This is a genomic window from Plantactinospora sp. DSM 117369 (genome assembly GCF_053764795.1).
Map to the genome: position 1 here is coordinate 6,547,535 of NZ_CM132446.1, position 12,962 is coordinate 6,560,496.

Genomic DNA, 12,962 nt, shown 5'->3' on the forward strand with positions numbered 1-12,962 from the left:
CACCGGTCACGCTGTGTCGAGGTCGGCATCGGTGCGGTCCCTTGCGGACATGCCGAACTGCTGATGTCCGCGCCGTCGCCGCCGGTCGCTCGTTCGGCACGACGTGTTGTCTGTCCTGACGGCGCTCACTGGCCGGCTTGGCTATCGGTGCTGTGGCACAGCTCCGGCACCGATTGGCCATCGTTCGACCTTGACGGCCCTGCCCGTCCCGGCATCTCCATCACGGCAGCACCCGGTCTGCACAGTTGGCCGTTACCGTTCCGGGGTGCCCTTGACCTTCCCGTCACACCCCGCCGCCGCATTGCCGCTGAAGCTATGGCGGCCGCGCTGGTTCGATGGTGTCGCGCTGGTTGTCGGATCGATGGCGCCGGACCTGGCATACCTGTTCGACGGCTCCGGCCTGCCGGTGTGGCCGTTCTCCCACCAACTGCCGGGCCTCGTTGGATGGTGCCTGCCAGTCACGCTTGCCGGAACCTGGCTGATCCGTCGCGCGGCGCCGGTAGTCGCGAGCCACCTTCCGGCCGGAGGTCCGCTCGCCCTTCCCGACTACGGCTCGCTCGGGCAGGGTCGACATCGGTGGCCGATCACCGTGTATTCGGCGCTGCTCGGCGCCGCCAGCCACCTCGTCCTGGACCGGGTCGAGGTCGGCCTTCCCGCGACCGAGAACGTCATGCACGTACTGGGCGGCGCCGGATTGCTGGCCATCGCCGTGCGGATCGGCCGGCGGCGGCTGCTACGCCAATGCCACGGCGAGCCGCCGCCGGGGCAGGCGCGGCCTGTCCTGTTCTGGGCCGTCGCTGGCGGCGTCACACTGCCGTTGGCTGCGGCGACCCCCTTCCTGCCAGCGGCGTCGCTGGCGCACACCACCGGGGTACGCCTACTGTGCGCGGTCGCCGCCGGCCTACTCGTCGCGTCGCTGGCCGTCGCGGCGAGCCGTGGTCCCCTGCTCACCCGATTGCCGCAGCGATGGAGCAATGCTCAAGACCTGTGGATCGGCCGGGAAGGGGCGTACCTTCCCGGTGATCGATTTGTTGTGGTCTCGAGCAAGGCCGACGTTGGCGCGTCGGTCGGGAAGGCACGCCCGTGCTGACTGTAGTCGCCGAGGACGGACAGCGACGCGATGGCGTTTCGCTGTTGGACGAGGTCGTTCGTGAGGGGGCTCGGCGGATGCTGGCTGCCGCGCTGGAGGCCGAGGTCGACGCCTATCTGGCGGAACTGGCAGATGAACGCGACGCGCGGGGCCGGCGCCTGGTGGTGCGTAACGGCCACGCCCAGCCGCGGCAGGTGATCACGTCGGCGGGGGCGATCGAGGTGATCGCGCCGCGGGTCAACGACAAGCGCACCGACCTGGTCACCGGGCAGCGTCGGCGGTTCCGGTCGGCGATTCTGCCGCCGTGGTGCCGCAAATCGCCGAAGATCGCGGAGGTTCTGCCGCTGCTGTATCTGCACGGCCTATCTACCGGGGACTTCGTGCCCGCGTTGGAGCAGTTCCTCGGCTCGTCCGCCGGGCTGTCCGCGGCGGCGATCACGAGGTTGACCGCGCAGTGGACCGACGACTACCACGCCTGGCGCAAACGGGACCTGTCGCAGGTCGACTACGTGTACGTGTGGGCCGACGGCATCCACGTCAACGTGCGCCTCGAGGAGGACAAACTCTGTCTGCTGGTGATCGTCGGCGTGCGTGCCGACGGCAGCAAGGAGTTGGTCGCCTTGGCCGACGGCTACCGCGAATCGACCGGCTCCTGGGCCGATGTGCTGCGTGACTGCGCCCGCCGGGGCATGCGCGCCCCGGTCCTCGCGGTCGGCGACGGCGCGCTGGGGTTCTGGGCCGCGCTGCGGGAGGTGTTCCCCGACACCCGTGAACAGCGGGACTGGGTGCACAAGACCGCCAACGTGCTGGCCGCGCTGCCGAAGTCCGCGCATCCGGGCGCGAAGGCCGCGCTGGCCGAGATCTGGGGCGCCGAGGACAAGACCCGCGCCGAACTCGCGGCGAGGCGGTTCGCTGACCTGTACGGCGCGAAGTTCGCCAAGGCCGTCGCGAAGGTCACCGACGACCTCGACGTCCTGTTGACGTTCTACGACTTCCCGGCCGAGCACTGGGTGCACCTACGCACCTCCAACCCGATCGAATCGACCTTCGCCACCGTCCGGCACCGCACCCGCGTGACCAAGGGTCCAGGCAGCCGCGCCGCCGGTCTCGCGATGGCGTTCAAGCTCATCGAGGCCGCTCAGGACCGGTGGCGGGCGGTCAACGCACCCCACCTCGTGGCTCTGGTCCGCGCCGGCGCCACGTTCGTCGGCGGTCACCTCGTCGAGCGCCCCGCCGACCAGGTCGCAGCATGACCGAGGGCGGCAGCCGGCCGCAGTGCCCACCGACAAGCTGACCGCGCTACGCGTCGGCCGGCGCTTGGTGACCGAGGTACCCGCCCGCGGCCCAGGCCGGCGAGCGTTCATCGAGATCCGACCGATCACGACCGTCGCCGATTCCGACGCCCGGCGGCAGGGTTGGACCCGATCCGACCGTGACCGCGCCTTCAAGCTGGAGCACTGGGATTACGACGCCGCCCACATCGCCGGCTTCGACCACGACATCGGCGCGGTACTCGTGCAAACCACGACCGTCACCGGCGAGGCCCAACTCGCCGCGGCCCTCGAAACATGGAACCTGCGACCCGAGCAGTTCCTCCACCCCTGGCAAACCGACGACCCGACGTAACAGGCAAACTCACCAATCCACAGGTCTTGACGATTCCTCCAGCGATGACCGATGACCCGGAAAAAGGTGGCGAGATCGTGACGTCGTTGGCTTCCCACGTGGCGCCGGGTAGGCGCCGAGCCCTTGCGCGCCGGATCAGGTACGACTCCGGGTAGGAGACACATGATGAACCAGGTAGACCAACTCGACCTGAAAGATCAAGCAGCCTGTGATGCCGCGACCGGCGCGTTGCCGGTCAGCGGGTGAGCGCCGCAGGAGGGAAACCGTTCTCTCCCGCCCGCATCACGTGTCCGCCCCATCGAGCAGGTAGACATAGCCAATGCCCTGCACCGCCGCCTGGCGCCGAACGCCGAGGCACCAGCCGATGCTCCGAAGATGACCCTCGACAGCAGTCGAAGGAACGCGCATTCTCCGGACATCGGCCGCCTTGGCCTGGCCTTCTCGACGAACACGAATCGAGGTACGCGCGCCTGCGGCCCACGATCGTAGTCACCGTGCACCGCGTGCAGGCATAGAACGGTTCGGCTTGATCGGATATCCGCATCTGCCGCGACCCGCTCGTTACGCAAGGTTACGAGCCCTTCCCGACTCACAGTGCGGATCAACCGAAGATCTCGACTGATCCCGGTCCGGTCAGGCTGGGCCAGTGACCAGCGGGTCGTGGACCCGGCCGAGGAACAGCGGTACGCCAGTGAGCTGGTCGTGGATGACATACAGGAATGGCCGATCGACGAAGAACTGCGGCCCCTGCGGGATCGACGGCGGCCGGATGATGACGGCCGACGCGGCTGCGGCCTCGGTACCCTTCTCGTCCACCGCGATGAACGTCTCGTGCACCACGTCGTCGATGCACAGGGCTGGTTCGGTGCTCATGGCGGTGAAGTCGGCCTGCGACGTGAACGCCGTGGGCATGCCGAGGCTGCCCAGCGCGGCACCCAGCTCGGCCGGCAGGCGGAACGTCCACCGCGGCAGGCGCAGTTGGACGTCGGTGAGCCGGAACCCGGCCAACAACGTGCCCAGCCACGTCACATCGAGATTCGCCTCGACCGCAGCGAGGTCGTCCCGGGTCGGCATGACGATCGCCATGGCCAGCCCGCTGCCCGCGTAAGGCACGTCGACCGCACGCCACCCGTCCCCCTCCAGGTAGCCCATCCTATCGAACGGCCCGCGCATGATCGGGACATCGACGACGCTGCCGTCATCCCGGGTGAACGGCTCCACCGCCGTGGCCGTCGCGGTGAACGGGTACTTCCAGGCCGCCATGAGGTAGGTCGTGTTGGTGAGGATCAGGCTGGTGTCGGGGCTCACGGCGCCGGACCCCAACAACTCCGGGATCTTCGCGTTGGTCCGGTCGGACACCCAGGTATTGATCTCCTGGCGGGCCACCTCCGGCGCGCCGCGGAAGTCGACCGGGTGCGGCGCGGCACCGTAGTAGCCGGCCAGGGTGTCCCGGAACCCGGGTCGCAAGCCCAGATCGAGCCGTGTCCACAGGGCGTTGGCCGTGGTCAGCCGGGCCTGCTTGGTTCCGTCGCCGTCCTGGTACCGGCCGGCGAGCATCTGATCGACGGTGTTGAGCCCGCTGTCGAGCGCGCCGGGTCGCGGATACGGCGCGTGGAGTACGGCATCCATCTCGTCCGCCGTGGTCGAGCCGGCGCCCGCCCTGGTCATCGCGAGCGCGAGCCCGATTGAGTACGGCGCGCACACCACGTTGCCGCCTGCACGAGTCGACGCCAGGGTGCGGTAGAGGTCGGCCGTGAAGCCGCGTACCGCAGTCGCGGCGGCCTCCGTCGTAGCCGGGTCGGGGGGGACGCGTACCGGATCCGTCGATGTGGACGACCCGCCGAGCCAACGGGGATGGCCTGGGGCAGCGGTAAGGGCAGCGGCCGCAAGCGGTACCGCTCGCAGGACCGATCGACGCGAAACCATACCGCGACGGTAGAGCAGTCCTACCGGGACGCGCCAGGTACAGGTCCTATATTCATAGAAGTTGGAGAATGTTCGCCAGTTGCGCGCGAAAGAGGCTCGCGATGAGCTGGACATCCGCTCATGCCCTGAACCGCCGTCACCGTGGCCGACGATGGCAATGGTCGGACGCCGGCTATATCGTCAGCCGGGACGCCGTTGGCCACTTCGCTGCCATCGCCACGGCCGCGCGTTTCGGGAGTACCTGGCCGGGCTGCTGGCACCGCGTGACCGGAACAAGACGTTGACCTGCCTGGTCGGGGTCGAGCGGTGGCCGGCGCGCACCACGCCGCGGCGCAAAGGTTGCGGTATTTCCTGCTGGTGTCCGCAGAGGACAATGCTCTGATCAACGAGCGGCGACTGAAGCTGCTGCTCGGTGATCCGGCGACCGCGCCGCACGAGCGTGGCGTGCTGGTTATCGACGATTCCGGAGACCGCAAGGACGGCGCGTCGACCCGGACTTCGGGATCAAGTTGCAGATCGCCGCCGACCTGGCCGCCAAGGCCCGCACCGCCGGGGTGGTGTGCCGGGCGGTCGTTGCGGATTGCTTCTACGGCAATCACGACGACCTACGCGCGCGACTACGCCAGGACGGGTGGGGCTTCCTCGTGATCGGTTATCCGTCAGCCAGGAGACCACTCGACATGGTACGGCCCGGAGTGCCGGCGATCGGCGTCCGGGTGCTGGCCGCTTGACGCGGGTGACCGCGCCGGCGGGTGGCTGCGCACCGACCTGGGTAAGGCAGCACGCAGCCAGCACTCAGCGGAGTGTGCGGAGATCGATGGCCTCGGCCATCGCGCGGTAGCCCGCGTCCGATGGGTGCAGATGGTCGCCCGAGTCGTACGGCGGGTTGATCCGTTGCGGGTCGGCCGGGTCGCGCACCACCGCGTCGAAGTCGACGACGGCGTCGAAGTCGTCACTCGTGCGGATGAACTCGTTCACGGCCTGCCGCACGTTCTCCCGTTCCTCGGTGTAGGAGCGCCATCCCTTGATCGGTGTGATGGTTCCGACCACGACCCGCAGGCCCTGTGCGTGTGCCTGGGCGGCGATCTGCCGCAGGGCGAGTTTCAGGGTCTCCGGGTCGAGGTGTTCGAGGTTGAGGATGTCGTTGACGCCCTCGAGAACGATGACCGTGCGCGCCCCGGACGTGGTCAGCATGTCCCGGGGCAGGCGGGCGAACGCGTTCGGACCGCCAATCCCGGTTCCGGTGCTGCTGTCGAGGATCCGGTTGGCACTGATGCCGCTGTTGACCACGCCGAGCGCGGTCGGTCCCGGCTCGGCGGCGAGCCGATCGGCGAGGACGTCGGGCCACCGCAGGTTCGCATTGATGGTTGACTTGTCCCCATCGGTGATCGAGTCGCCGAAGGTCACCACCGTGCCGCGAGCCGAGCTGGACCGGACATCCACCGCTGTCGCGTAATACCACGCCGTGGTCGGCTGGGTAAACGCGTTGCCCTGCTCGTCCGCCGCGTGGTCGCCGTCGGCGGTGATGAACGACGTCTGGTACGAGCGCGGGTGTTCGGTCACCGGGCCGGAGGGCGCCGGGGTGTAGACAGTCACCAGCAGGTCCCCATCCGCCGGCACGGCCAGGGAAGTCGGGTCGCTGAGCACCTCGCCGCCGGCCGGAATGGTCACCGACGGCACACCGCCGAAGGTCAGCTCGCGCATCGTGCCGGCGACCGCGTCCGGCGCGTCAGGCCTGGCCGCCACCGCCAGCGTCGACCGTCCCATCAGGACCGGCACCGTACCGAGCGCGTTGGACAGTCGCACGCGAGCCGCGTCGCCACCCACGCTGGTGTGTACCACGTTGCGGATCGTGTGGTTCGGCATGCCCTGGTCGGTACCGGGCGTCGTCCGCGCCATGGCCGTCTGCCAGGTGCCGACCCAGTGGCCGGGCCGGCGGGTGTCAAGCTTGTCCAGGTCAACGACCGCCGCCATCGCCTGGTAACCGGCGTCCTTCGGGTGTAGGTGGTCGCCCGAGTCATACTCCGCCCGTAACCGGTCCGGCACCGCGGGGTCCCGCAGGGCGACGTCGAAGTCGGCCACCGCGTCGAACGCGCCGCCGTCGCGGATGAATTCATTGACCGCCTGCCGCACGCCCTCCAGTTCCTCGGTGTAGTTGCTCGACCCGCCGAACGGCGTGAGCGTGCCACCGGTAACCCGCAGCCCCTTTGCCTTGACCTGAGCCGCTATCTGGCCCAGCGCCGCGATGATTTTCGACGGCTCGTGGTGCTGCGGCTGGCCGCCGATGTCGTTGATTCCCAACATGACGATCACTGAGCGCACACCGGTCGCAGTGAGCACGTCCCGGTCCAACCTGGATATCGCGTTGGGGTTCCAGGTGCTGTTGAGCAACCGGTTCGAGCTGATGCCGGCGTTGAGCACGCCGAGCCGCGTCGGTCCAGGCTCGGCGATCAGCCGGTCGGCCAGGTAGTCCGGCCAGCGGTGATTCGCGTTCCGTGTCGAGTTGTTGCCGTCGGTGATCGAGTCGCCGAGCGCGACCACCGCACCCTCGGCATGTCCCAGGACGTCCACGCCACTCACGTACGGCCAGAAGGTGATCGTCTCGGTGAACGCCGCGCCGGACTCCTCGGCCGCGTAGTCACCGTTCTGCGACAGGTACGAGGTCTGGTTGGCCACCTGGTGATAGGTCACCGGCCCGGACGACACCGGGGTGTAGACGCTGACCAGGAGGTCGGCATCTGCTGGCACGGCAAGGGAGATCGGGTCGCTGAGCACCTCGCCGCCGGCCGGGATGGTGACCGACGGCGCGCCGCCGAAGGTGAGCGCTCGCATCGTGCCCGCGACCGCGTCCGGCGCGTCGGGCGCGTCGGCGACCGCGATCGTCACCACGTCCATCCGCACCGCCACCGTGCCGAGGACGTTGGTCAGCGAGACCCGCACACTCGAACCACCAACGCTGGTGTGCACGACGTTGCGGATGGTCCGGTCCACGTATCCGGTAGGGAGATTGGGTACGGTGCCGGAGGCCGAGGCCGACCAGGTGCCGACCCAGTCACCCGGCGGTGCCGTCGACTCGGCGTACTGGCCGGCCGCGGAGACCGGGCTTGTCAGACCGAGCACCAGCGCGAGCACGGTGCCGGCGCTTTGCGTCAGTCTCCAGACGTAAGACATAGGACCTCCTCACGGTCGCGAACGAGTTTGCTCCCCGCCCCCGTCACGGTCAACAGTCGCCCGGCTTTCTGTCCGCTCGCGACTCGGCTCGTTCTTCACCTGCACGACGTGCCCGGGGAGGGGTCGATGCGGGTGAATCATCTTGGCGGGCCATCCAGGCAATGGGCCGGCTGCGACCCCGTCGACGTCACCCTGCAGGGGTGACGACAAATCGCAGCATGTCGCCTTGGGTCAAGCGCCACGGAGGGGACGTGTCGACCAAGCTGGCCGACACGTTGCCCGGAGAGGCTTGCGGTGCCGGACGCTGGACGTAGGATGTCCAAGCCAGGTTTCGCCAATGGCCGCGCCGATACGTCGGAAGGGTTCGGTCGGTCGTCCGAGGCGGAACGCAGGAAGTTCACCACCGTGTCCTACGTAAACGAAAGCGTGTCCTACGTAACCGAGAGGTGGCGGTGTGGGCGAGCTGACGGACGGCCCGCGAGCGCACCGGCGCGACAACCCGCAGATCCGGCGCTACCTGCCGTTCGACAGGATCCGCCTCAGCGGTGAGCAGTGGAGGTATCGCATCTCATGACGAGACAAAGACTCGGCCAGCGACACCGTCGGCTGTTGTCCACCGTGGTGGTCGCGGCGATGGCCGCCGCCCTGCTCGCTGGCGGCACCGCGCACGCCGCCGAGCCGTACTACGAGGAACGGGCGGTCTACACGGCGCACACAGACGGGTATCACTGCTTCCGGATCCCGGCGATCGTGAAGGCTACCAACGGGGACCTGCTGGCGTTCGCCGAAGGTCGAATCAACAACTGTGACGACAGAGGCAACATCGACCTGGTGCTGAAGCGGTCCCACGACGGTGGTCGTACCTGGGGGCCGCTGCAGGTCGTTTCGCGCGGCAACGGCGACACGCACGGCAACCCGATGCCGATCGTGGACGAGCGGACCGGTCGGGTCCTGCTGTTCACGACCCACAACCCGGCCGCCGGAAGTGGTGGCCGCGACCCGTTCCTGCAGGTCAGCGACGACCAGGGAGCGACCTGGAGTGCTCCGCGGGAGATGACCGAGTTGGTACTGCCAGAGTGGACCGCCTGGTACGCCACCGGCCCGGTGCACGCCATCCAGCTCAAACGCGGCCCGCACGCCGGGCGGCTGGTGATGAGCGCCAATCATGAGTCCCCCGGACCCGACGGACGGGCCATCGCCGGCATCCACCTCGGGTACAGCGACGACGGTGGCGACACCTGGCACCTCGGCGCCAGCGCCGGTGGCGCCGCCGCCGACATCTTCGTCAACGAGTCGACCCTGGTGGAGCTGACCGATGGGCGGATCTACGTCAACGTGCGGGAAGCCGGCACGGCTGAGGGCACGCGGGCGTACGCGATCTCCAGCGACGGCGGCGACAGCTACGACGCACCGTTCCAGATGGTGCCCGAGCTGACGATGCCGGTCGTGCAGGGAGCGTTGCTGCGCCTGACCGCCACCGACGAAGGTGACGCGCGGAACCGCATCCTGTTCTCCGGACCCGCCAACCCCGGTAAGCGAGAGGCCCTGACGATCCGGTCCTCGTATGACGAAGCCCAGACCTGGGAGACCTGGCAGGAAGGCAAGGTCATCAGCTGGGGTCCGGGCGGGTACTCCGACCTGGTCAAGATCGAGACCGATCCGGTCACGGGCCCCGTGGCCGGAGTCCTGTACGAGAGCGGCGTGGCCGCCCTGTACGAGGTGGTCCAGTTCGTCCGGTTCAACGAGGCGTACCTCGACACCCCGAACGGCCCGCCGCCGAGCCTGCCGCCGCCACCGGTGCCGGGACCGACGACTCCGGACGCGGCACCGCGCTACGACAACACCGCCTACGTGCGCGGCGACGCCACCCTGGGTGCCGGGCGGTACGGCGCAGGGCTCGCGCTCGACGGCGTGGACGACCACGTGGAGGTGCCGTACAACCCGGACGTCGACCTCGGCGACAACCAGTTCACAATCATGACGTGGTTCCGGTACAGCGAAACCACCGGCAGCATCGTGATCTGGTGGTTCTACCAGGTGGGTACGGGAGCCGCGCAGATCTGGCTGCGGGCCGAACCGGCAAGTAACCGCATCCGGGGTGTCGTCGGCACCGGCCAGGGCGACGCGAACATCACCATCGCGGGCGCATACAACGACGGGCTCTGGCACCACGTCGCCATGCGACGAACGGCGACCCGGGTCACGGTCCTCATCGACGGCGCCACCGTCGCCGACCTGGCCGCTCCCCGCGGCTCGGTGACCACCGGCAGGGAATTCGGCATCCGCAGCGTCTACCTCGGCCGACGCGTCGACGGCCTCAACAACCCGTTCCGCGGTGCCCTCGACGAGTTTCGCATCTACGGCCGCGCCCTCACCACGGAGGAGCTGCGGAGGATCCGGAAGCACAACGTACCCATCGCCGGGCAGCTCCGGCTCCGCCTCCCGTTCGCCACCATCGATCCCCAGCAGTAGCCGCAGCGTCGGGTCCCCCGCCCCCTGCGCCGAAGATATTGACAGGCCATCAGGCGCGGGGGTAGACCACTCGGTCTTTAAGGTCGCGAAGAACGTCTCGGCCAGAGCGTTGTCGAAGCAGTCGGCGACGGAGCCCAACGAGGCCAGGACGCCACAGGAGCGCAGAGCACGGCCGAACTCGGCCGAGGTGTACTGCCCGAGTACACCTCGGCCGACGTCGCCCGGGCCTGCGCCCGATGGAAGGTGCGCCAATAGGGCCGGGTCGGGTCGTGCTTCGACAACGCCGTCGCCGAGGCCACCTTCTCCACCATCAAGGTTGAGTACGTCCACCGCCGCCACTTCCGCACCCGCACCGTGCCCTGTGCTTGTTCGCACACGCGACTCAGCTTTCGAATTGACCAAGAAAAGGAACCTGGAATGGAGGGTGGCAGCACCGGGGGCCACGTTAGTGCGCTCGCGCACTCCCTTGCGCCGCGCGTTGTCCCGTTGCGGGATCGTCAATCGGTCCGGGTGCGGAGGCTCCGCGCCAGGGTGGGGATCATCACCGTCGCAGGGACGAGGTGTAGCCCGAGGAGGGCGGTGGTGGTGGCGGTGTTTGCCCCGGCGAGGAGGGGCGGGACCAACGAGATCGCGGTCAGCGACACTGCCGTCCACCCGAATCGCTTGGCGGGGTGAGCGCTCCAACGAAGAAGAGCGGCGGCAATGACGATGCCCACGACCGAGAAGAAGCCGGTCACCACGGCGAACCCGGACAACGGGATCGTCTCGCCACCATCGGGGACCTCGAAGTCGACGCCAACGGCCTGGGCAAGCGCAGCGGCGAGGGTGGTGGCCACCATCGCTGCGAGTGTGGCAATGAGGCCGGTGCCGGCGAGCCGGCGGAGTCGGTGGGTGTGGCTGGTCTGCCCCGATGCCGGGCCTGCGACGACCCCGGTGTCATTCATGCTGTCCATGTCGTTCCTCCATCATCGAAGTAGCTGGCGTACGGGGTGTGTTGACTGGCATGTGACGGTCCTGGCCTGGGGGTGACGATGCGCACCCTCGCCGTGCGGCGGCCGGGGTTCCGCAGGGCGCGGACGCCGGTGCCGCGGAGCCAGAACCCGGCGTCGCGTCCGAGGACCGGCCCGGGCTCGCCGTCGCGCAGCTCCAGCTGCACCCGCCCGCGGGTGACGACGCCGAACGCGTCGCGCCACTCCGCCCCGACCACCGCGACACGCGCGCCACCGCGCAGCGCGAGCGTCCACACCGGGACTACTCCGTGCCGTCCGCCGGCAAGCGCTCCGGCAGCCCGAGCCGCGGGAACTGATCGTCGTGGAACGTGACGATCTCGGTGATCGCCCCGCCGGTGACGCGCAGGACGTCGATCGTCAGCGGCAGGTACGCGCCCTCCCGCTTTCGCCACTGGTAGAAGGCGACGGCGGGCTGCCGGTTCACGGAGGTTTGGACGGCGCGCAGCCCCTTCAGGCCCTCGAAGCCGTCCTCGATCCAGCCGTTCACCACCGTGTCGCGGCCGACGTGCAGTCCCGGCGTGGGCGGCATCGAGCAGCGGACGTCGTCCCGCAGCAGTGCGGCGAGCCCGTCGACGTCCGTGGCCACGCTGGCGTCGGTATAGCGGCGCACCAGCTCGCGCGTCCCGGCGTCCTCCTCGCCGCCGGTCCAGTCCTGCCGCTCGGCGGGCAGGTGCTCCCGCATGCCGGCGCGGGCCCGCTGCAGCGCGCTGTTCACCGAGTTGACGGAATCCCCGAGGAGCTCCGCGACGTCCTTCGCCGGCCAGCCGAGCACGTCCCGCAGGATCAGCACGGCCCGCGGGCGCGGCGCGAGGTGCTGGACTGCGACCAGGTACGCCAGCTCGATCGTCTCCCGCGCGACGGCGACGGCCTCCGGCTCGTCCGCGTCGCCCGCGGGCAGCTCGTCGAGCAGCCGGTCCGGGTAGGGCTGTAGCCACAGCACCTCGCCGCCGGTCGCAGGCTCCGGGCGGCACTTGGCGAGCAGGTCCAGGCAGGCGTTGGTGGCGATCCGGTACAGCCAGGCCCGGAACGTCGACCGCCCCTCGAAGGTCTCCCGCCGCCGCCAGGCACGGAGGAACGTCTCCTGCACGGTGTCCTCGGCGTCCTCGAACGACCCGAGCATCCGGTAGCAGTGCACGTGCAGCTCCCGCCGGTGCCGCTCCGCCAGCCCCGAGAACGCCGGCTCGTCGACCTCGCCCAGCCCGCTCACGCCCAGCTCCTCCAGCCGCATGTCCGCACTCATCACGTCATCCTTCCGTCTCGTCGGGTCCCGTCGTAGGTGTGACGGGTGCGGGCGCGAAAACTCATCACTGAACCTTTTTCAACCTGGACCGCGCGGCGCTCACGCACCGCGTCCGACCTTGCGGTCCGCCGGACCGCAAGGGGAGGTTGAAAAAGGTTCACTAGTGCAACGGCATTGAGCGTGCCGAGGGGTGCTCGTGCTCGCCCACGTCTCGTGGCCCGACGGTCGCCATCCCAGCCTGCGCCGGCTCGTCTGCGACCTGATCGCGGAGTACGGCCGGCACACCGGGCAGGCCGACCTGCTCCGTGAGGCCGTGGACGGGTTGGTTCGTGAGGATCCGCCGGCTGGGTGGCAGGCACGACAGTTCGGCGGTCTCGTTGAAGGATTCGGTGACGAACGTGAGTAGGGCGAGATCATGCGACGACCC

General features: G+C 69.1%; 11 protein-coding genes. 6 read left to right on the forward strand and 5 right to left on the reverse strand.

Annotated elements, in window-relative coordinates:
* The first annotated feature begins 265 nt into the window (after positions 1 to 265).
* The 3 genes from ACSMXO_RS27880 to ACSMXO_RS27890 are packed head-to-tail and all read left to right on the forward strand — an operon-like array spanning position 266 to position 2,716.
* Positions 266 to 1,090: a DUF4184 family protein gene (locus ACSMXO_RS27880; RefSeq protein ID WP_455414465.1), complete on the forward strand. Its 825-nt coding sequence runs from the start codon at positions 266 to 268 to the stop codon at positions 1,088 to 1,090.
* A complete protein-coding gene (locus tag ACSMXO_RS27885; protein ID WP_455414466.1) occupies positions 1,084 to 2,343 on the forward strand; it encodes an IS256 family transposase in 1,260 nt (419 codons plus the stop codon). Before ACSMXO_RS27880 ends, ACSMXO_RS27885 begins: the two co-directional genes overlap by 7 nt.
* Before the next feature lie 22 nt (positions 2,344 to 2,365).
* Positions 2,366 to 2,716 (forward strand): hypothetical protein, encoded by a 351-nt coding sequence (locus ACSMXO_RS27890; RefSeq protein WP_455414467.1) that lies wholly within the window; start codon positions 2,366 to 2,368, stop codon positions 2,714 to 2,716.
* Between the two features lie 633 nt (positions 2,717 to 3,349).
* Here ACSMXO_RS27890 and ACSMXO_RS27895 read toward each other — a convergent pair.
* Positions 3,350 to 4,756 (reverse strand): serpin family protein, encoded by a 1,407-nt coding sequence (locus ACSMXO_RS27895; RefSeq protein ID WP_455414468.1) that lies wholly within the window; start codon positions 4,754 to 4,756, stop codon positions 3,350 to 3,352.
* Between the two features lie 395 nt (positions 4,757 to 5,151).
* On the opposite strand from ACSMXO_RS27895, the gene ACSMXO_RS27900 reads away from it, so the two are divergent.
* The gene (locus ACSMXO_RS27900) at positions 5,152 to 5,373 is read left to right on the forward strand and encodes a hypothetical protein (protein ID WP_455414469.1); all 222 of its coding nucleotides are present in this window, start codon (positions 5,152 to 5,154) and stop codon (positions 5,371 to 5,373) included.
* A 64-nt stretch (positions 5,374 to 5,437) separates the two neighbouring features.
* Here ACSMXO_RS27900 and ACSMXO_RS27905 read toward each other — a convergent pair whose 3' ends face one another.
* Positions 5,438 to 7,813, reverse strand: a complete 2,376-nt coding sequence (locus ACSMXO_RS27905; RefSeq protein ID WP_455414470.1) for an SGNH/GDSL hydrolase family protein — start codon at positions 7,811 to 7,813, stop codon at positions 5,438 to 5,440.
* 618 nt (positions 7,814 to 8,431) lie between these two features.
* On the opposite strand from ACSMXO_RS27905, the gene ACSMXO_RS27910 reads away from it, so the two are divergent.
* Positions 8,432 to 10,285, forward strand: a complete 1,854-nt coding sequence (locus tag ACSMXO_RS27910) for an exo-alpha-sialidase (RefSeq protein ID WP_455419320.1) — start codon at positions 8,432 to 8,434, stop codon at positions 10,283 to 10,285.
* Between the two features lie 497 nt (positions 10,286 to 10,782).
* Here ACSMXO_RS27910 and ACSMXO_RS27915 read toward each other — a convergent pair whose 3' ends face one another.
* The 3 genes from ACSMXO_RS27915 to ACSMXO_RS27925 are packed head-to-tail and all read right to left on the reverse strand — an operon-like array spanning position 10,783 to position 12,538.
* Complete coding sequence (locus ACSMXO_RS27915) at positions 10,783 to 11,238, reverse strand: DUF6069 family protein (protein WP_455414471.1); 456 nt, start codon at positions 11,236 to 11,238, stop codon at positions 10,783 to 10,785.
* Positions 11,226 to 11,531, reverse strand: coding sequence for a hypothetical protein (locus ACSMXO_RS27920; protein WP_455414472.1), 306 nt, complete (start codon positions 11,529 to 11,531; stop codon positions 11,226 to 11,228). The genes ACSMXO_RS27915 and ACSMXO_RS27920 overlap by 13 nt, the downstream gene beginning before the upstream one ends.
* Before the next feature lie 5 nt (positions 11,532 to 11,536).
* Entirely contained in the window at positions 11,537 to 12,538 is a 1,002-nt protein-coding gene (locus ACSMXO_RS27925; RefSeq protein WP_455414473.1) for an RNA polymerase subunit sigma-70, read from the reverse strand.
* Positions 12,539 to 12,725: 187 nt separating this feature from the next.
* Here ACSMXO_RS27925 and ACSMXO_RS27930 point away from each other — a divergent pair, with 187 nt between their 5' ends.
* On the forward strand, positions 12,726 to 12,941 hold the full coding sequence (locus ACSMXO_RS27930) for a mycothiol transferase (protein WP_346258403.1): 216 nt from the start codon (positions 12,726 to 12,728) through the stop codon (positions 12,939 to 12,941).
* Positions 12,942 to 12,962: the final 21 nt, after the last annotated feature.